This window comes from Pseudomonas sp. Van50 (genome assembly GCF_055390755.1).
In genome coordinates this window covers 2,241,364-2,261,114 of the sequence record NZ_AP024343.1, presented here as the reverse complement: position 1 = coordinate 2,261,114, position 19,751 = coordinate 2,241,364, and the positions used below count along the sequence as shown (strand labels likewise).

Genomic DNA, 19,751 nt, shown 5'->3' with positions numbered 1-19,751 from the left:
ACGGTATAACGCCCTTGTCCCAACCCAGCCTTGAGCCGCCCATGAAACTGCTGATCGTCGAAGACCAAACCAAAACCGGCCAATACCTGCGCCAAGGCCTGGGCGAAGCCGGGTTCAACGCCGACCTGGTGGCCGACGGCATCACCGGTCAGCAACTGGCCTTGAGCGGTGAATACGCCTTGCTGATCCTCGACGTGATGTTGCCCGGCCGCGATGGCTGGCAGATCCTGCAAGCCGTCCGCGGGGCTGGCCTGGATACCCCGGTGCTGTTCCTCACCGCGCGGGACGCGGTACAGGATCGGGTCCACGGGCTGGAGCTGGGCGCCGATGATTACCTGGTCAAGCCCTTTGCTTTTTCCGAGTTGCTGGCGCGGGTGCGCAGCCTGTTGCGCCGAGGCGGTTCGACGCAACAGGAAACCAGCCTGCAACTGGCCGACTTGCGCCTGGACCTGATCCGCCGTCGCGTCGAACGCAGCGGTCGGCGCATCGACCTCACCGCCAAGGAGTTCGCCTTGTTGGAAATGCTCCTGCGCCGCCAGGGTGAAGTGCTGCCCAAATCGCTGATCGCGTCCCAGGTCTGGGACATGAACTTCGACAGCGACACCAACGTCATCGAGGTCGCCATCCGGCGCCTGCGCATCAAGATCGACGATGAGTTCCCCAATAAGCTCATCCACACCGTGCGGGGCATGGGGTATGTGCTTGAAGAGCGCAGCCTGTGAGGGGCCGGTGGTCGCTGAGCAGCCGCCTGGCGCTGCTGTTCGCCGCCTGCACGGCAGTGGTGTCGTTGTTTGCCGGCGTGCTGTTCAGCCGTGGCAGCGAGGCACACTTCATCGAGTTGGACCAGCAACTGCTCGAAGGCAAGCTGATCGGCCTGCGCCGCGCCCTGCAAGACCTTAACGCCGAGCAGACCCAGCGCCGGCTGGAAGATGAGCTGAGCCGTCAGGCCGACCTGGCGCTGCGCATCAAAGGCAGCGATGGCGTGCGTTGGTACGACAGTTCGATCCGGATTCCGGCTCAGTTGCCGGAGCGGCCCGGCCTGTCGACCCTCAGCGATGCCGACAACGATTACCGGGTGTTGAATGCACCGCTGTATCCCGACCGAGCCGATTCACCGCAACTGACCCTGTTGCTGGACATCACCCACCACCAGCACTTCCTGCAACGCATGCAAAGGCTGATCTGGCTGACCGTCGGCCTTTCGGCCCTGGCCACCGCCCTGCTCGGTGCCTGGGCCGCCCGGCGGGCCCTGCGGCCGTTGCGACGCATGGGCGCCATCGCCGGCAACGTCTCGGCCCGTTCCCTCAACGCCCGCCTGCCCGAAGAGCAGATGCCCGCCGAACTGGCGGAATTGGCCCACAGCATCAACGCCATGCTCGGACGCCTCGACGATGCGTTTCAGCGGCTCTCGGCGTTCTCTGCCGACATCGCCCATGAGTTGCGCACGCCGCTGTCGAACCTGCTGACCCACACCCAAGTCACCCTCACTCGCGAACGCCCCCTGGAGGATTACCGCGAGGCGTTGCACAGCAATCTCGAAGAACTGCAATGGATGGCGCAACTGGTCAACGACATGCTGTACCTGGCCAAGGCCGACCACGGCTTGCTGGCGCTCAATCGCGAACCGCTGCAATTGGCCGAGGAAGTGGACGTGCTGCTGGACTTCTTCGCGCCGCTGGCCGAAGACACCAACGTCCGCCTGAGCCGCGAGGGCGATGGCCGCATAGAGGGTGACCGCAACATGTTGCGCCGGGCGCTCTCCAACCTGCTGGACAACGCCCTGCGCTTCACCCCCGCTGACGGCGAAGTGCGGGTGCACATTGTCGATGCGACTCAAGGAGTGAGCGTTAGTGTGGAGAACAGTGGCGAAGGAATTGCAGCGGACTTGCTGCCGCGCCTGTTCGACCGCTTCTACCGCGCCGACCCGGCCCGCCAGGAAGGCAGCAGCGAACATGCGGGGCTTGGACTGGCCATCACCCGCTCGATCATCCGCGCCCATGGCGGGCAGATCCGTTGTGAATCGGCCGAAGGCTGGACGCGGTTCCTGATCGAATTGCCGAAGGGGGATTAAGCCCGACACAACCCCTGTGGCGAGGGAGCTTGCTCCCGCTGGAGCGCGAAGCGCTCCAAAAAAAAGCCACAGGCCTGGCAAGCATCCAGACCTACGGGGTATCAGGAATACCGCAACGCCTGCGCCGGTTCGATCTTCGCCGCGCGCCATGCCGGGTAGACGGTGGCGAGGAAGCTCAGGATGAACCCGGCCGAGCAGATCAGCACGACGTCACCACGCTGCAGCTCCGACGGCAGGTTGCTGACGAAATACACATCGGAACTGAAGATGTGCTGGCCGCTGACCCGTTCCAGCCAGCCCACCAGTGCACTGACGTTCAACGCCGCGATCACCCCCAGCACGCCACCGATGAGCGTGCCGACGACACCAATCACCGTGCCCTGGACCATGAAGATCGCCATGATCTGCCGCGGCGTGGCGCCGATGGTACGCAGGATCGCGATGTCCGCGCCCTTGTCGTTCACCACCATGATCAGCGTGGCGATGATGTTGAACGCCGCCACCGCGACAATCATCAGCAACAGCAAGCCAATCATGGTTTTTTCCATTTTCATGGCGCTGAACAGGCTGCCCTGGGTATGAGTCCAGTCGTCAGCCTTGTAATCCGCGCCAAGGCCAGTGGCGATGTCACCGGAGACCTTTGGCGCCGCGTACAAGTCTTTCACCGCCAGGCGCACGCTTTGCACCTGGTTCGGCTGCCAATGCTGCATCTGCGCGGCGTCGGCCAGGTGGATCAGGGCCATGGAGCCGTCCAGCTCGGCGCCGACCTTGAACACACCCACGACGTTCAAGCGCTGCATCCGCGGCGTGATGCCCCCGGCGCGGTGCTGACTTCCGGCACGATCAACGTCAGTTTGTCACCGACATTCAAACGGAAACGCCGGGCCGTGATCTCGCCGATGACCACACCGTATTCGCCCGGCTTCAAGGCATCGAGACGCCCCTGGACGATATGCTGGGCAACGATGGACACCTTGCCTTCCTGGGCCGGATCGATGCCGCTGATCTGGATCGGCTGCATCGAACCTTTATGGCTCAGCATGCCTTCCATCTCGGTAAACGGCACAGCGGCGGTGACTTCGGGGTTCTTCAGCGCCGCGGCGGCCACCGGCTGCCAGTCGTCGATCGGGTTCACACCGACGATCGTGGCGTGGGGCACCATGCCGAGGATGCGCGAGCTCATCTCGCGCTGGAAGCCGTTCATCACCGACAACACCACGATCATTGCCAGCACACCCAGGGCGAGGCCGATCATCGAGGTCATGGAGATGAACGAAACAAAGCGATTGCGGCGCTTGGCGCGGGTATAGCGCGTGCCGATAAAGATCGATAACGGTCTGAACATTCGCGGGGCACCGTATGAAAATAAAAGACCCGGCACTGTTTCCAAGTGTCGGGTTTCGGTCGGTCAGATGGGCGTCAGGCAACCTTCCTGCAAGTGCAGGACGCGGTCCATCTGCCGGGCCAGGTTCATGTCGTGGGTCACCACCAGGAACGCCGTGCGCATCGAGGTGCTGAGCTCCAGCATCAAGTCCTGGATGCCTTGGGCGGTGTGGGAGTCGAGGTTGCCGGTCGGCTCATCGAGCATTACCAGACCAGGCTTGTTGACCAGGGCCCGGGCAATCGCCACGCGCTGACGCTCGCCACCGGACAGTTCGGCCGGCTTGTGTTCCAGGCGATGCCCCAGCCCTACCCGCTCCAGCAACGCCGTGGCGCGCTGACGGGCCTCAGGAATCGCCGTGCGGCCGATCAACAGCGGCATGCAGACGTTTTCCAGCGCGGTGAACTCGGGCAGCAGATGGTGGAACTGGTAGACGAAACCCAGGGAACGGTTGCGCAGCAGACCACGGGCCTTCTCGTTCAGCGCCGACAGTTCTTCGCCGGCCAGCCAGACACTGCCGGCGGTCGGCGTATCCAGACCGCCCAACAGGTTGAGCAAGGTACTTTTGCCGGACCCGGAGGTGCCGACAATCGCCACGCGCTCGCCCGGGTGCAGTTCCAGTTGCAGGCCCGACAACACCACCACCGACTCCGGGCCTTCCTCGTAGGATTTACCCAGGTTGCGGCAGCTCAAGATCGCTTTTTCACTCATGCCCGACTCACTCATAACGTAACGCCTCCGCAGGCTGGGTGCGCGCGGCACGCCAGGCAGGATACAGGGTGGCGAGGAAACTCAGGACCAACGCGGCGCCGCAGACCATCAACACGTCATCGGACTGCAACTGCGATGGCAGGTAGTCGATGAAGTACACGTCGGCGTTGAGAAACTTGTGCCCGATCAGGCCCTCGAGGGCGGCGATCGCGGCGCTGACATTCAGTGCGGCGAACATCCCGACCAGGGCCCCCACGAACGTACCGATCACGCCAATGACCGTGCCCTGGACCATGAAGATCCGCATGATCTGCCCTGGCGTGGCACCGAGGGTGCGCAAGATCGCGATGTCGCCCTTCTTGTCGTTCACCACCATCACCAGCGTGGAAATGATGTTGAACGCCGCCACGGCGACAATCAGCAACAGCAGCAGGCCGATCATGGCTTTTTCCATGCGGATCGCCTGGTACAGGTTGCCGTGGGTGCGGGTCCAGTCCCGGGCGTAGTAGCGGTCTTCGCCAAGCTGCTGGGCGATGGTCCAGGCCACACGCGGAGCCTGGAACAGGTCATCGAACTTCAACCGCAGGCCCTGGACCTGATCCGGTTTCCAGCGATGCAGGCGGGCCAGGTCCTGGAGGTTGGTGACCCCCAGGTAACCGTCCAGCTCGCCGGCGCCGACATGGAAGATGCCGACCACGGTAAAGCGTTTCATGCGCGGGAACATGCCGCCCGGGGTCACGGTGACCTCCGGGGCGACGAAGGTCAGCTTGTCGCCGATGGCAACGCCGAGCTTGGCCGCGGCCTTGTCGCCGATGACGATGCCGAAGCTGCCGGGCGCCAGGTCGTCGAGTTTGCCCTGCTGCATGAAGTTATCGATGATCGACACCTGCCGCTCGAGTCCGGGGTCGATGCCATTGAGCAACACCTTGGACACTTTGCCGTCGTTGGTCAGCAACCCCTGCATCTGGATGAATGGCGCCACGGCCAACACCTGCGGGTTCTGCTTGACCTTGGCGGCCAGGCTCGGCCAGTCGCCGATGGCTTCGCCGGTTTCGAGGGTCGCGTGGGGCACCATGCCCAGCACGCGGGTGCGCATCTCATGGTCGAAGCCGTTCATCACCGAGAGCACGACGATCATCACGACCACGCCAAGGGCCAGTCCGATGATGGACGTCAGGGAAATGAACGATACGAAATGATTGCGACGCTTTGCACGGGTATAACGCGTGCCGATAAATACGAAGAGAGGTCTGAACATGTCGGGGCTTGTTCGGAGGGAAAAGGAACGTCCTTGTGGCGGGGGTCACAAACCAGCTTTACACTCAGACCACCGCCGCTACCATGGGTTCGCCATGTCGACATTAGATGAAGAAGATCGCCGCGAATACTACCGTATCGAGGACACGATCGCACTGGAAATTCGGCCCCTCTCCATTCCTGAAGCTGCTGGCCAGGAAGTGTTGCAGGATGCTTCTCCACTGTTCAACCTGCTCAGTGAACTGCACCTGAGCGAATTCGAGTCACAGCACCTGCTGCGCCAGATCAGCGAGCGCGAACGCAGCGTCGCGGCGTACCTCAAGGCGATGAACAAACGCATCGACCTGCTCAGCCAGGTCATTGCCCTGACGGTGCTCGGCGAAATCGGCGAGCCACAGCCGGTGATCATTTCCGAAGGCGGCGTCGACTTCCAATACCCCACCCCAATCGCCGTCGGCGCCCACTTGTCGATCAAGCTGGTACTGATGCCCCAGGCCCTCGGCTTGCTGCTGCGGGCGCGGGTCACCCACTGCGACCCCAAGGGCGACGGCTACGACGTGGGCACCGAGTTCGAACGCCCCACCGACGCCCAGCGCCAGTTGCTGGCCCGCTACATCCTGCAGAAACAGGCGCAAGAACGGCGCCTGGCCCGGGAACTGACCGAATCAGGTATCAATAAGGAAGAACCGTGACCCTCATTTATGGCCACCGCGGCGCCAAGGGCGAAGCGCCGGAAAACACCCTGACCGGTTTTCAGGAGTGCCTCAAGCACGGCGTACGCCGTTGCGAGCTGGACCTGCATCTTTCGATGGACGGCGAGTTGATGGTCATCCACGACCCGACCCTCAAGCGCACCACGGACCGCCGCGGCAAGGTGGTGGAACATTCCGCCGCCGAACTGGTGACCTACGATGCGCGCAAGGGCGGCCCGGGCTGGATCAAGCCGTGCCCGATTCCGCGCCTGGAAGAGCTGTTCGAGACGTGTGATTTCGAGCATTGGCAACTGGAGGTCAAGAGCGCTTCGCGCACCCGCGCTGCGGCCACCGTGTTGGGCATCCGCGAAATGGCCCAGCGGTTCGGGCTGCTGGACAAAATCACCATCACGTCCAGTTCCCGGGAAGTGCTCAAGGCGGCCCTGGACCTGACCCCGGACATCTCCCGCGGACTGGTGGCCGAATACGCCTGGCTCGACCCGTTGAAGGTCGCCCAGAGCTACGGCTGCGAGATTCTGGCGCTGAACTGGACCCTGTGCACGCCGGAACGCCTGATCAAGGCACAGCGTCAAGGCCTGCACGTATCGGTTTGGACCGTCAACGAACCCGCGCTGATGCGCAGGCTCGCCGACTTTGGCGCTGACAGCCTGATTACAGACTTTCCCGGTTTGGCCACTGCCACCCTTGGGAAGGGCTGAAATCGGTCTCCCCGGCCGGCTCAGGCCACCGGCCGGAGCCGCTCAAAAAAGCCGGTTGAGCCCGTCATAGGCCGCTACCCGATAGGCTTCGGCCATGGTCGGGTAGTTGAACGTGGTGTTGACGAAGTACTTCAGCGTGTTCAGCTCGCCCGGCTGGTTCATGATCGCCTGGCCGATGTGCACGATCTCCGACGCCTGGTAGCCGAAGCAGTGCACGCCCAGCACTTCCAGGGTCTCGCGGTGGAACAGGATCTTCAGCATACCTTGCGGCTCGCCGGCGATCTGCGCGCGCGCCATGCTCTTGAAGAACGCCTTGCCCACTTCGTACGGCACCTTGGCCTGGGTCAGCTCCTGCTCGTTCTTGCCGATCGAGCTGATCTCCGGAATGGTGTAGATGCCGGTCGGCACGTCGTTGACGAAGCGCCAGCTGCCGTTGTCGACAATGCTGCCGGCGGCCGAACGGCCCTGGTCGTGGGCGGCACTGGCCAGGCTCGGCCAGCCGATCACGTCACCGGCGCCGTAGATGTTCGGCACGCAGGTGCGGTAGTTCTCGTCGACTTCGATCTGGCCGCGGCTGTTGACCTTCACGCCGATGTTTTCCAGACCCAGGGTGTCGGTGTTACCGGTACGGCCGTTGCACCAGAGCAAGGCGTCGGCCTTGATCTTCTTGCCGGACTTGAGGTGCAGGATCACGCCATTATCGACGCCTTCGACCCGGTCATAGTCTTCGTTGTGGCGCACGGTGATGTTGTTGTTGCTGAAGTGATAGCTCAGGGCCTGGGAGATTTCCGAGTCCAGGAAGCTCAGCAACTGGCCGCGGTTATCCACCAGCTCCACCAGCACACCCAGGCCGCTGAAGATCGAGGCGTATTCGCAACCGATCACGCCAGCACCGTAGACGATGAGCTTACGCGGGGTGTGACCGAGGCTCAGGATGGTGTCGCTATCGTAGATCCGCGCATGGTTGAAATCGATGTCGGCCGGGCGATAGGGGCGCGAACCGGTGGCGATGATGATGTGCTTGGCCACCAGCTTCTCGACCACGCCATTGCCGCAGACCACTTCGACCGTCTGCTCGTCGGCAAAGCTGCCCGTGCCGAAGAACACGTCCACGCGGTTGCGGGCGTAGTAGCCGGTGCGCGAGGCCACTTGCTTGGAGATCACCTTCTCGGCGCTCTTGAGCACGTCCGGGAAGGAGAACCAGCGCGGCTCGCCGATGGCCCGGAACATCGGGTTGGTGTTGAACTGCATGATCTGCCGGACCGAGTGACGCAAGGCCTTGGACGGGATGGTACCCAAGTGGGTGCAGTTGCCGCCGACCTGCCGACGGCTGTCGACCATCGCCACCTTGCGCCCTGCCTTGGCCGCGTTCATTGCCGCGCCTTCCCCCGCCGGGCCGGAACCCAGTACCACCACGTCGTAGTTGTAGACAGCCATGCGTACTCCTCAGAACAGGCCGCGACGCCTCACTAGGCATCGGCGGCTAAATCATGCCGGCCTGCGGCATGAAGGAACAATTTTCAGGCCGGTTCACGAGCCCGGCCACAGTCTATAGAAGCGTCAACGCCGCGCACATTACCCCTTGGTCGCGTCGTAGGCTAGTTTTGCCTGCGCTATTTCGCCACAGGTGACCTTTCAGGGCGCTGTCATCATTGAGGTTTTCCGCCCGTCATCCGTTCAAATGCTTCATTGGTGCGAACGACGAAACGGTCATTGTCCCGCAATACGAAAAATACCCCGACGCCCTGTTTCTGGGCATAGTCCCAACCCCGTTCAGGGCCGAGAATCAGCAACAGCGTCGATAGTCCATCGGCCATCAGCGCCGAAGGATGAATCACCGTGACTGACGCCAGGTTATGTAGGACCGGCGCACCAGTACGTGCATCAAAGGTGTGGGAATAACGCTGACCGCCCTGTTCGAAATAATGACGGTAGTCACCCGAGGTGGAAACGCCGTAGCCGTTGACCTCGATGACACGCTCCGCCACTTGCCGGTCATCCCGGGGCTCTTCCAGGGCGATGCGCCAGGCCGAACCATCGGGTTTGCGCCCAACCGCCTTGAGCTCCCCGGTGGCTTCGGCCAGGTAACTGTCGATGCCCAAGGCCTGGAGCCTGGCGGCGATGCGGTCGACGGCATAACCGGCGGCGATACTGTTGAAGTCGACTTCCACCGCGGCGTCCTTGCACAACCGGTCGCCCTCAATACGCAAATGACCATGACCGACGCGCTGGCGCACCAAGGCCAAGGCTTCTGCAGTCGGCACTTTCTCTTCCCGGGACTGGGGCCCGAAGCCCCACAGGTTCAACAGCGGCTCCACGGTCAGATCAAAGGCCCCATCGCTTTGAACCGACAACTGCTCGCCCACGCGGATCAACTCCAGGACCGGCCCAGGCATGACCTGGCAACTGTTGGCCGGCAATGCGTTGAAGCGCTCAACGTCCGAATCGCTGCGATAAGTCGAGAATTGCCGATCCACTTCGGCAAGGATGCTTTCCACCTCGACCTGCACCGTTTTCGGCGCGGGCCCGGCGGAATGCCTGACGTACTGAATGGAATAATGACTGCCCATGGTCGGGCCGTCGAAACGTTCCAGGGTGTCGCCGCTGCCACAACCGGACAACACGCCGGCCAGCACCACAAGCCTTCCCCACCGTCCAGTTAACAAATCTTCATCTCCCCTCAAAACCGCGCCGGCCATTATGAGCTTCAGCGCGTGCATGCGCGAACCTGTGGGAGCGAGCTTGCTCGCGATGGCGGCGTGTCAGCTACATCGATGCTGGTTGATCCACCACTATCGCGAGCAAGCTCGCTCCCACAGGGGATACAACGCCCCCATACAAGATTTGCCAGAGTGAGTACCTACCCATGTCTTCCACCACGAGCAACGGCAAGGCGATTTTTCGCGTTGTCAGCGGCAACTTCCTGGAGATGTTCGACTTCATGGTCTACGGCTTCTACGCCACGGCCATCGCCAAGACGTTCTTCCCCGCCGACAGTGCGTTCGCCTCGCTGATGCTGTCCCTGGCCACGTTCGGTGCCGGGTTCCTGATGCGCCCTCTGGGGGCGATTTTTCTCGGTGCCTACATCGACCGCCATGGCCGTCGCAAAGGCTTGATCATCACCCTGGCGCTGATGGCCATGGGCACCATACTGATCGCCTGCGTGCCAGGTTACGCCGTCCTCGGCGTGGTGGCCCCCTTGCTGGTGCTGCTGGGCCGATTGCTGCAAGGCTTCTCCGCAGGCGTGGAGCTGGGTGGTGTGTCGGTCTACCTGGCGGAAATCTCCACGCCGGGGCGCAAGGGTTTCTTTGTCAGTTGGCAATCCGCCAGCCAACAGGCGGCGGTGGTGTTTGCCGGCCTGCTGGGGGTTGGCCTCAATCACTGGCTGAGCCCCCAGGAGATGGGCGACTGGGGCTGGCGCGTACCGTTCCTGGTGGGTTGCATGATTGTCCCGGCCATCTTCATGATTCGTCGTTCGCTGGAAGAAACACCTGAATTCCAAGCAAGAAAACACCGCCCCAGCCTGTCGGAAATTGTCCGCTCCATCGGTCAGAACTTCGGCATTGTCTTGGCCGGCATGGCACTGGTGGTGATGACTACCGTGTCGTTCTACCTGATCACCGCCTACACACCGACCTTCGGCAAGGCCGAATTGAACCTGTCGGACCTGGATGCGCTGCTGGTCACGGTGTGCATCGGCTTGTCGAATTTCTTCTGGCTGCCTGTGATGGGGGCGTTTTCCGACAAGATCGGACGCAAACCCCTGCTGCTCGGTGCGACGATCCTGGCGATCCTGACGGCCTATCCGGCGCTGTCCTGGCTGGTAGCCAACCCCAGCTTCAGCCATCTACTGATCGTCGAGCTGTGGTTGTCGTTCCTGTATGGATCCTACAACGGTGCCATGGTGGTGGCCTTGACGGAAATCATGCCGGTCGAGGTACGCACCACCGGTTTCTCCCTGGCCTACAGCCTGGCAACAGCAACGTTCGGCGGATTTACTCCGGCAGCCTGTACCTACCTGATCCATGTGCTCGACAACAAGGCTGCACCGGGGATATGGCTCAGTGGGGCGGCGGTGCTGGGGCTGATTGCGACCCTGGTGTTGTTCAAGGGCAATCGGCATGAACTGCGGACCGCACAAGCTTCGATGGTGAGCGGCGCCTGACAGATCGCCATCGTCGGATCGCCGCCCGGAGCAAGCTCGCTCCCACAGGATGTACACGATCAAACTGTGGGAGCGAGCTTGCTCGCGATGAGGCCAGCCCAGACACCACAAAACCCGGACAAAAAAAACGCCCCGACAAGTCGGGGCGTTTTCACAAGCGGCTAAGGCTTAGCGCGGGAACGCTGGCGGGTTTACCCCGGCCATGTCTTCCATCACGCGAACCACCTGGCAGCTGTAACCGAACTCGTTGTCGTACCAGACGTACAGGACAACGCGGTTATCTTGGCTGATGGTTGCCTCGGCATCCACGACACCGGCGTGGCGCGAACCCACGAAGTCGGTGGACACCACTTCCTGGGAATTGACGAAGTCGATCTGCTTATGCAGATCGGAGTGCAGCGCCATGTAGCGCAGGTACTCGTTCATCTCTTCACGGGTGGCGGCTTTCTCGAGGTTCAGGTTGAGAATGGCCATCGACACGTTCGGCGTCGGCACGCGGATCGCGTTGCCGGTCAGCTTGCCGGCCAGTTCAGGCAGGGCCTTGGCGGCGGCGGTGGCGGCACCGGTCTCGGTGATGACCATGTTCAGCGCGGCGCTGCGGCCACGGCGATCGCCCTTGTGGAAGTTGTCGATCAGGTTCTGGTCGTTGGTGTACGAGTGAACCGTTTCGACGTGACCGTTGACGATGCCGAACTTGTCGTTCACTGCCTTGAGCACCGGCACGATGGCGTTGGTGGTGCAAGAGGCGGCGGAGACGATCTTGTCATCAGCGGTGATGTCACCGTGGTTGATGCCGTGAACGATGTTCTTCAGCTTGCCCTTGCCTGGCGCGGTCAGGACAACGCGGTCGACACCCGGGCAGGCCAGGTGCTGGCCCAGGCCTTCGGCGTCACGCCATACACCGGTGTTGTCCACCAGCAGCGCATCCTTGATACCGTACTGGGTGTAGTCCACCTCGGTCGGGTTCTTCGCGTAGATCACCTGGATCAGGTTGCCGTTGGCAGTGATGGTGTTGTTTTCTTCGTCGATGGTGATGGTGCCGTTGAAGGAACCATGGACCGAGTCACGGCGCAGCAGGCTGGCACGCTTGGTCAGGTCGTTCTCGGCGCCCTTGCGCACCACGATGGCCCGCAGGCGCAGGCCGTCGCCACCACCGGTTTTTTCAATCAGGATGCGCGCCAGCAGACGGCCGATACGACCGAAGCCGTACAGGACCACGTCAGTGCCTTTGCGAGCCGAAACGTTCTGCTGGCCAACCACATCAGCCATCTCTTCACGCACGAACTGCTCGGCGCTACGGCCATTGCCTTCGTTGCGGAATTTGAACGCCAACTTGCCCAGGTCCACCGACGCCGCGCCGAGCTTGAGCTCGCTCATGGCCTTGAGCAGAGGGAATGTTTCGTGGACGGAGAGTTCGCTGTCGTCGGAAGAACGGTGGCGAGCAAAGCGGTGGGCTTTGAGGATCGCGATGACAGACTGGTTGATCAGGCTGCGGCCATAGATCGAGCTCACCACGTTGTTATTGCGGTAGAGCTGACCGATGAGAGGGATCATCGCTTCGGCGAGCGCTTCACGATCAATCCATTCACCAAGACACTGGTCGGGCTTCTGAGTCACGGTAACCTTCCACATGTAGGGGCTGAAAAAAGGGGCTACATTATGCCGCCGAGTCCTCGGCGGAGCAATGCGCGCCCGTCGCGCCGTGGTTTTCCTGCCGGCCAGGGTAGTCTGCGACTGACAGCAGCCCCCTTCCCCCGCTACAATTGTCGACTTTGTCGCAATGCTGGAGCTCAATCTTCCGTGCCCGTTCTGCGTCTTCCGCTTCTCCCTGCCGCGGCAGGTAAACAGCACTGGGGCAACCTGCCCGGTGCCGCCCTGAGCCTGGCCATCGCCGAGGCTGCCAGCGCTGCAAAGCGTTTTACCCTGCTGCTGACCGCCGACAGCCAAAGCGCCGAACGGTTGGAACAGGAGCTGAGTTTTTTCGCTCCGGATTTGCCGGTCTTGCATTTCCCGGACTGGGAAACCCTGCCCTACGATCTGTTTTCACCGCACCAGGACATCATTTCCCAGCGAATCGCCAGCCTTTATCGGCTGCCGGAGCTCAGTCATGGCGTTTTGGTAGTGCCGATCACCACGGCCCTACATCGCCTGGCTCCGACCCAATTCCTGCTTGGCAGCAGCCTGGTGCTGGACATCGGCCAGAAGCTCGATGTCGAGCAAATGCGCACCCGCCTTGAGGCCAGTGGCTATCGCTGCGTCGACACGGTGTACGAGCACGGCGAGTTCGCGGTACGCGGCGCCTTGATCGACCTGTTCCCGATGGGCAGCAAACTGCCTTATCGCATCGACCTGTTCGACGACGAAATCGAGACCCTGCGCACTTTCGACCCGGAAAACCAGCGGTCCATCGATAAAGTGCAGTCGATCCGCCTGTTGCCGGCCAAGGAGTTCCCGCTGCAAAAAGACGCCGTGACCCGCTTCAAGGCACGCTTTCGCGAACGTTTCGACGTGGATTTCCGCCGCTGCCCGATCTTCCAGGACCTGAGCAGCGGGATCACCCCCGCCGGCATCGAGTACTATCTGCCGCTGTTTTTCGAAGAAACCTCCACCCTGTTCGATTACCTGCCCCAGGACACCCAGGTGTTCTCCCTGCCGGGCATCGAGCAGGCGGCGGAAAACTTCTGGAACGACGTGCGCAACCGCTACGAAGAGCGTCGCGTCGATCCTTCCCGGCCTTTATTACCGCCGGCCGAGCTGTTCCTGCCGGTGGAAGACTGCTTTGCCCGCCTCAAGAGCTGGCCGCGGGTGGTGGCAAGCCAGCAGGACGTGGAAACCGGCGTCGGCCGTGAACGCTTCCCGGCCAAGGCGTTGCCGGACCTGGCCATCGAAGCCAAGGCCACGCAGCCATTGGCGGCACTGGCGAGCTTTCTCGACGCATTCCCCGGTCGCGTCCTGTTCACCGCCGAATCCGCGGGGCGTCGCGAAGTGCTGTTGGAACTGCTCGAACGCCTGAAGCTGCGGCCGAAGACAGTGGACAGTTGGCCGGACTTCGTCGCCGGCAAGGATCGCCTGGCGATCACCATCGCGCCGTTGAACGACGGCCTGGTCCTGGATGACCCGGCCCTGGCACTGGTGGCGGAAAGTCCTTTGTTCGGCCAGCGCGTCATGCAGCGCCGCCGTCGCGAGAAACGCGCCGACGCCGCCAACGACGCCGTCATCAAGAACCTCACCGAGCTGCGCGAAGGCGCGCCGGTGGTGCACATCGACCACGGCGTGGGCCGCTACCTGGGCCTGGCGACACTGGAAATCGACAACCAGGCCGCCGAGTTCCTGACCCTGGAATACGCCGAGGGCGCCAAGCTCTACGTACCGGTGGCGAACCTGCACCTGATCGCCCGCTACACCGGCAGCGACGACGCCCTCGCCCCACTGCATCGCCTGGGCTCGGAAACCTGGCAGAAAGCCAAGCGCAAGGCGGCCGAACAGGTGCGCGACGTGGCCGCCGAACTGCTGGACATTTACGCCCGTCGCGCCGCCCGCGAGGGCTACGCCTTCGCCGATCCGAAAGCCGACTACGAAACCTTCAGCGCCGGTTTCCCGTTCGAAGAAACCGTCGACCAGCAGACCACCATCGAAGCCGTGCGCGCCGACATGCTCGCGCCCAAGCCCATGGACCGACTGGTGTGCGGCGACGTGGGCTTCGGCAAGACCGAAGTGGCGATGCGCGCCGCGTTCATTGCCGTGCACGGTGGCAAGCAGGTGGCGATCCTGGTCCCGACCACCCTGCTCGCCCAGCAGCACTACAACAGTTTCCGCGACCGCTTCGCCGACTGGCCGGTGACCGTGGAAGTGATGAGCCGCTTCAAATCCACCAAGGAAGTGAACGCCGCCGTGGCCGAACTGGCCGAGGGCAAGATCGACATCGTCATCGGCACGCACAAGCTGCTGCAGGACGACGTGAAGATCAAGAACCTGGGGCTGGTGATCATCGACGAAGAACACCGTTTTGGCGTGCGCCAGAAAGAACAGCTCAAGGCCCTGCGCAGCGAAGTCGACATCCTGACCCTGACCGCCACGCCGATCCCACGCACGCTGAACATGGCGGTGTCGGGCATGCGTGACCTGTCGATCATCGCCACGCCGCCGGCCCGACGCCTGTCGGTGCGCACCTTTGTCATGGAGCAGAACAAAAGCACGGTCAAGGAAGCCCTGCTGCGTGAGCTGCTGCGTGGTGGCCAGGTCTATTACCTGCACAACGACGTGAAGACCATCGAGAAATGCGCCGCCGACCTGGCCGAACTGGTGCCGGAAGCGCGCATCGGCATCGGCCACGGGCAGATGCGCGAACGTGAACTCGAACAGGTGATGAGCGACTTCTACCACAAACGCTTCAACGTGCTGATCGCCTCGACCATCATCGAGACCGGCATCGACGTGCCGAGCGCCAACACCATCATCATCGAGCGCGCCGACAAGTTCGGCCTGGCCCAACTGCACCAGTTGCGCGGCCGGGTCGGTCGTAGCCACCACCAGGCCTATGCCTACCTGTTGACGCCTCCGCGCCAGCAGATCACCCCGGATGCGGAAAAGCGCCTGGAAGCCATCGCCAATACCCAGGACCTCGGCGCCGGCTTCGTGCTGGCCACCAACGACCTGGAAATCCGCGGTGCCGGCGAATTGCTCGGCGACGGCCAGAGCGGCCAGATCCAGGCCGTCGGCTTCACCCTGTACATGGAAATGCTCGAACGCGCGGTCAAGTCGATCCGCAAGGGCGAGCAGCCGAACCTCGATCAACCCCTGGGCGGTGGACCGGAAATCAATCTGCGCGTGCCGGCGTTGATCCCGGAAGACTACCTGCCGGACGTCCACGCACGGCTGATTCTCTACAAACGCATCGCCTCGGCCAGCGACGAGGAAGGCCTCAAGGACCTGCAGGTGGAGATGATCGACCGCTTCGGCCTGCTGCCGGAACCGACCAAGAACCTGGTGCGAACCACGCTGCTCAAGCTCAAGGCCGAGCAACTGGGCATCAAGAAAGTCGATGGCGGCCCCAACGGCGGCCGGATCGAGTTCGAAGCCCAGACTCCGGTCGACCCGCTGGTGCTGATCAAGTTGATCCAAGGCCAGCCCAAACGCTACAAATTCGAAGGGGCCACGATGTTCAAATTCATGGTGCCCATGGAACGCGCGGAAGAGCGTTTCAATACCGTAGAGGCGCTGTTCGAGCGCCTCACTCCGACCACTGCTTGAAGGACGCCCCATGCGCCTGTTTCGCTCACTGACCTTGCTGTTGACCCTGGTCGCTCCCCTGGCGTTTGCCGACGACCTGTATCAGGTTGAAATGATTCTGGTCCGCCAGAACGCCGAGCCGGCGATTGTCAGCCGCGCCGCGCCGGAAGACTGGGACGCCGGCGCGCAACGCCTGGGCGCGGACAGCCAGCGCACGCCGGCCATGGGCAACATCGTCGAGAAACTCACCACCAGCGGCCAATACACGGTATTGATGCACAAGGCCTGGCAGCAGACCCTCGGTGAACAGGGCCGCAAAGTCGCCATCAGCGATGGTGCCGAACAGTTTGGGCAATTTCCCATCGAGGGCACCCTGGAACTGAAACTGGGCCGTTTCACCGACGTGGATGCCGATTTCTGGATCAACCAGATCGACGCCAATGGCCTGGTCACTGCCAGCGAGCGCCTCAAACAGCAGAGCCATACCAAGAATGGCCAACTGAATTTCCTCGATAACGGCCACCTCGGCCTGCTGATCAAGATCACCTCGCTGACCGCGCCCGCGCCACGGCAGGCACCTGAAGTCATTCCGGACTGATTGGCGCGCCTATGCCCTCGCCCCTGAGCAAACCCCTGGCACCTTCCTGGGTCAATCGATTCAAGGAACAGAGCCTGGAGCGCGGGCGCCGTTATGCGCTGGAAAACCGCGTCAGGATCGTCGAGGCCGGCGACAGCACCATCACCGCCAGTTGCGAAGGCTCTGGCGGCAACGTCTACCGTCAGACCATTCGCCTTAAAGAGTCAGCCAAGGGCGCGCTGATTCTGCTCGAAGCCGCGTGCTCCTGCCCGGTGCGCATCAACTGCAAGCACTGCGCGGCGGTGTTGCTGCAAGTCCAGGAAACCCTGGCCTACCCGGCCGCCGAAAAAGACGCGCAATTGCTGGAAAAACTCCAGGCCGTGCTGGACAACCGCAGCCCCAAGGCCCCACCGCAAGTGCTGGTGGACAACATACAACCGGTGCCGCGCCTGTGGCTGGCCAGTATCGAGTTCAGCGCCTTCGAGCCACGCAACGGCAAGATGCAACGCTACATCCAGCACCGCGCCGCCTTGTCCTTCAGCTATCTGGACGAGTACGTCAGCGGCCAGCGCAACACCGACGTGCTGATTCGCCAGGAAACCCAGACGCTGCGGATAAAACGCCACACCGATGTGGAACAGTCCTACCGCGAACAGCTGCGAATCCTCGGTTTCAAGGTCGCGACCCGACAAAGCAAGGCCCTGCCGGAAAGCGCTGGCGAACTGTACGAAATGGTCAACGACAGCGCCTGGCTGACGTTCACCCTCAACGACCTGCCGAAACTGCGCACCCAGGGCTGGGAATTGCAGATCGACGAGGACTTCGGCTTCGACCTGACGGCCGTGGACGAATGGTACGCCACGGTCGAGGAAACACCGGAACGGGATTGGTTCGACCTGGAACTGGGGATCATCGTCAATGGCGAGCGCCTGAGCCTGCTGCCGATCCTGCTGAACCTGATGCGTTCGCACATCGAATTGTTCAACCCGGAACGCCTGGCCCGGCGTCGGGACGATGAACTGATTCTGGTCAACCTGCCCAACCGCCCGAACTCTGAGTTCGGTCCGCAGCAGGTGGCCCTGCCCTATGGCCGCCTGAAACCGGTGCTGGCGACCCTGGGCGAGTTCTACCTGCAAGAACCCGGCACCACCAAACTGCGCCTCAACAGCGCGGACGCCTTGCGCCTGAACCCGCTGCAGGACATGCCACTGACCTGGGAAGGTGGCGAACACATTCGCGGCCTGGCCCAGCGCCTGCGGGACATCAAGGATTACACCACCACCGCGCCGGAAGGCCTGAACGCGACGCTACGGCCTTATCAACTAGAAGGCTTGAGCTGGATGCAATCACTGCGGCAGCTGGAAGTCGGCGGCATCCTCGCGGACGACATGGGCCTGGGTAAAACCCTACAGACCCTGGCGCATATTCTCAGTGAAAAAAACGCTGGGCGTCTCGATCGCCCGTGCATGGTGGTGATGCCCACCAGCCTGATTCCCAACTGGCTCGACGAAGCCGCTCACTTCACACCGCAACTCAAGGTACTGGCCCTGTATGGCGCCGGGCGCAAAAAGCATTTCGAACGACTGGCCGATTACGACCTGGTCCTCACCACCTATGCCTTGCTACCCAAGGATGTCGAGCGCCTGGCCGCGCAGCCATTGCACGTGCTGATCCTCGATGAAGCCCAGTACATCAAGAACCCCACCAGCAAAGCCGCCCAGGCCGCCCGCGAGCTGAACGCCCGCCAGCGGCTGTGCCTGTCCGGTACGCCCCTGGAAAACCACCTGGGCGAATTGTGGTCGTTGTTTCACTTCCTGCTGCCGGGCTGGCTCGGGGACGTCAAGAGTTTCAACCGCGATTACCGCGTACCGATCGAAAAGCGCGGCAGCGATGTACGACTGCAGCACCTCAACGGTCGGATAAAACCCTTCCTGCTGCGCCGGACCAAGGAACAAGTGGCGACCGAGCTGCCGCCCAAGACCGAGATCATCCATTGGGTCGAACTCAGCGATGCCCAGCGCGACGTCTACGAAACCATGCGCCTGGCGATGGACAAGAAGGTCCGCGACGAGATCACGCGCAAAGGCGTGGCCCGCAGCCAGATCATCATTCTTGAGGCGCTGCTCAAGCTGCGCCAGGTGTGTTGCGACCTGCGCCTGATCAACGACGCCACCCTGCCCGCCCGAGGCAGCACCTCGGGCAAGCTCGACAGCCTGATGGAAATGCTCGACGAGCTGTTTGAAGAAGGCCGTCGGGTGCTGCTGTTCTCCCAGTTCACGTCCATGTTGGCGCTGATTGAAGATGAGCTGAAGAAACGCGGCGTCGATTACGCCATCCTGACCGGCCAGACCCGGGACCGTCGCACGCCCGTCAAGGAGTTCCAGAGTGGCAAGCGTCAGATCTTTCTGATCAGCCTGAAGGCCGGTGGTGTAGGCCTGAACCTGACCGAGGCCGACACGGTGATTCACTACGACCCGTGGTGGAACCCGGCCACCGAAAACCAGGCGACCGACCGAGCCTACCGCATCGGCCAGGAGAAGCCGGTGTTCGTCTACAAGCTGATAGCCCGAGGCACGGTGGAAGAGAAAATCCAGCTGCTGCAAAAGGAAAAGTCCGACCTCGCGGCCGGCGTGCTGGACGGACGCGTGGCCGGAGATTGGAAATTGCAGAGCGACGATATCGAAGCGCTGTTCGCGCCGCTGCCGGACAAACTGGAAAAGCGCTGACCCCCCTCAATTCCTGTGGGAGCCGAGCTTGCTCGCGATAGCGGTAGTTCAGCGGGTGCGGATGTTGACTGTGCTCGCGATAGCGGTGGTTCAGCGGGTGCAGAGGCTGACTGTGCTGCCGTCATCGCGAGCAAGCTCGGCTCTCACAGGGGAGAGGCGGTGTTCATATAACCTGAGTCCACCACACTTCCAATGTGGGAGCGAGCTTGCTCGCGATAGTGGT

At 62.4% G+C, this 19,751-nt stretch carries 13 protein-coding genes and 1 pseudogene; 8 read left to right on the top strand and 6 right to left on the bottom strand.

The annotated features are described in order from the left end of the window. Window positions 1-41: 41 nt before the first annotated feature. On the top strand, window positions 42-722 hold the full coding sequence (locus ACZ5M5_RS09955) for a heavy metal response regulator transcription factor (RefSeq protein WP_072407801.1): 681 nt from the start codon (window positions 42-44) through the stop codon (window positions 720-722). Then, window positions 719-2,071, top strand: a complete 1,353-nt coding sequence (locus tag ACZ5M5_RS09950) for a heavy metal sensor histidine kinase (protein WP_103308893.1) — start codon at window positions 719-721, stop codon at window positions 2,069-2,071. The genes ACZ5M5_RS09955 and ACZ5M5_RS09950 overlap by 4 nt, the downstream gene beginning before the upstream one ends. A gap of 101 nt (window positions 2,072-2,172) precedes the next feature. On the opposite strand, the pseudogene ACZ5M5_RS09945 reads toward ACZ5M5_RS09950, so the two are convergent. From ACZ5M5_RS09945 to ACZ5M5_RS09935, 3 genes and pseudogenes are all read right to left on the bottom strand, one after another. Beyond that, window positions 2,173-3,416: pseudogene (locus ACZ5M5_RS09945) on the bottom strand (lipoprotein-releasing ABC transporter permease subunit). 63 nt (window positions 3,417-3,479) lie between these two features. Further along, window positions 3,480-4,163: a lipoprotein-releasing ABC transporter ATP-binding protein LolD gene (gene lolD, locus ACZ5M5_RS09940; RefSeq protein WP_162843734.1), complete on the bottom strand. Its 684-nt coding sequence runs from the start codon at window positions 4,161-4,163 to the stop codon at window positions 3,480-3,482. Between the two features lie 7 nt (window positions 4,164-4,170). Then, window positions 4,171-5,421, bottom strand: a complete 1,251-nt coding sequence (locus tag ACZ5M5_RS09935) for a lipoprotein-releasing ABC transporter permease subunit (RefSeq protein ID WP_060738398.1) — start codon at window positions 5,419-5,421, stop codon at window positions 4,171-4,173. 94 nt (window positions 5,422-5,515) lie between these two features. On the opposite strand from ACZ5M5_RS09935, the gene ACZ5M5_RS09930 reads away from it, so the two are divergent. Together ACZ5M5_RS09930 and ACZ5M5_RS09925 are read left to right on the top strand one after the other, a co-directional pair. Further along, window positions 5,516-6,112 (top strand): PilZ domain-containing protein, encoded by a 597-nt coding sequence (locus ACZ5M5_RS09930; RefSeq protein WP_103308894.1) that lies wholly within the window; start codon window positions 5,516-5,518, stop codon window positions 6,110-6,112. Then, a complete protein-coding gene (locus tag ACZ5M5_RS09925; protein WP_072407809.1) occupies window positions 6,109-6,831 on the top strand; it encodes a glycerophosphodiester phosphodiesterase in 723 nt (240 codons plus the stop codon). Before ACZ5M5_RS09930 ends, ACZ5M5_RS09925 begins: the two co-directional genes overlap by 4 nt. 42 nt (window positions 6,832-6,873) lie before the next feature. Here ACZ5M5_RS09925 and sthA read toward each other — a convergent pair whose 3' ends face one another. After that, window positions 6,874-8,268: a Si-specific NAD(P)(+) transhydrogenase gene (sthA, locus tag ACZ5M5_RS09920; protein ID WP_003183399.1), complete on the bottom strand. Its 1,395-nt coding sequence runs from the start codon at window positions 8,266-8,268 to the stop codon at window positions 6,874-6,876. Window positions 8,269-8,480: 212 nt separating this feature from the next. Continuing rightward, window positions 8,481-9,470: an FAD:protein FMN transferase gene (locus tag ACZ5M5_RS09915; protein ID WP_464738953.1), complete on the bottom strand. Its 990-nt coding sequence runs from the start codon at window positions 9,468-9,470 to the stop codon at window positions 8,481-8,483. A gap of 227 nt (window positions 9,471-9,697) precedes the next feature. Between ACZ5M5_RS09915 and tcuC the strand changes: the two genes are divergently transcribed. After that, complete coding sequence (gene tcuC, locus ACZ5M5_RS09910) at window positions 9,698-10,996, top strand: tricarballylate/proton symporter TcuC (protein WP_464738952.1); 1,299 nt, start codon at window positions 9,698-9,700, stop codon at window positions 10,994-10,996. A gap of 168 nt (window positions 10,997-11,164) precedes the next feature. Here tcuC and ACZ5M5_RS09905 read toward each other — a convergent pair whose 3' ends face one another. Continuing rightward, entirely contained in the window at window positions 11,165-12,628 is a 1,464-nt protein-coding gene (locus ACZ5M5_RS09905; protein ID WP_060738403.1) for a glyceraldehyde-3-phosphate dehydrogenase, read from the bottom strand. 168 nt (window positions 12,629-12,796) lie between these two features. Here ACZ5M5_RS09905 and mfd point away from each other — a divergent pair, with 168 nt between their 5' ends. The 3 genes from mfd to ACZ5M5_RS09890 are packed head-to-tail and all read left to right on the top strand — an operon-like array spanning window position 12,797 to window position 19,528. Beyond that, complete coding sequence (mfd, locus tag ACZ5M5_RS09900; RefSeq protein ID WP_060738404.1) at window positions 12,797-16,246, top strand: transcription-repair coupling factor; 3,450 nt, start codon at window positions 12,797-12,799, stop codon at window positions 16,244-16,246. Window positions 16,247-16,256: 10 nt separating this feature from the next. Then, the gene (locus tag ACZ5M5_RS09895; RefSeq protein ID WP_265035847.1) at window positions 16,257-16,823 is read left to right on the top strand and encodes a peptidoglycan binding protein CsiV; all 567 of its coding nucleotides are present in this window, start codon (window positions 16,257-16,259) and stop codon (window positions 16,821-16,823) included. Between the two features lie 11 nt (window positions 16,824-16,834). After that, entirely contained in the window at window positions 16,835-19,528 is a 2,694-nt protein-coding gene (locus tag ACZ5M5_RS09890) for a DEAD/DEAH box helicase (protein WP_060738406.1), read from the top strand. Window positions 19,529-19,751 lie beyond the last annotated feature (223 nt).

Bases quoted from the DNA above. Each gene is read 5' to 3' on its own strand.
- ACZ5M5_RS09955 (WP_072407801.1), top strand. From the start codon at position 42: ATGAAACTGCTGATCGTCGAAGACCAAACCAAAACCGGCCAATACCTG.
- lolD (WP_162843734.1), bottom strand. From the start codon at position 4,163: ATGAGTGAAAAAGCGATCTTGAGCTGCCGCAACCTGGGTAAATCCTAC.
- ACZ5M5_RS09935 (WP_060738398.1), bottom strand. From the start codon at position 5,421: ATGTTCAGACCTCTCTTCGTATTTATCGGCACGCGTTATACCCGTGCA.
- ACZ5M5_RS09930 (WP_103308894.1), top strand. From the start codon at position 5,516: ATGTCGACATTAGATGAAGAAGATCGCCGCGAATACTACCGTATCGAG.
- sthA (WP_003183399.1), bottom strand. From the start codon at position 8,268: ATGGCTGTCTACAACTACGACGTGGTGGTACTGGGTTCCGGCCCGGCG.
- tcuC (WP_464738952.1), top strand. From the start codon at position 9,698: ATGTCTTCCACCACGAGCAACGGCAAGGCGATTTTTCGCGTTGTCAGC.
- ACZ5M5_RS09905 (WP_060738403.1), bottom strand. From the start codon at position 12,628: ATGTGGAAGGTTACCGTGACTCAGAAGCCCGACCAGTGTCTTGGTGAA.
- ACZ5M5_RS09895 (WP_265035847.1), top strand. From the start codon at position 16,257: ATGCGCCTGTTTCGCTCACTGACCTTGCTGTTGACCCTGGTCGCTCCC.
- ACZ5M5_RS09890 (WP_060738406.1), top strand. From the start codon at position 16,835: ATGCCCTCGCCCCTGAGCAAACCCCTGGCACCTTCCTGGGTCAATCGA.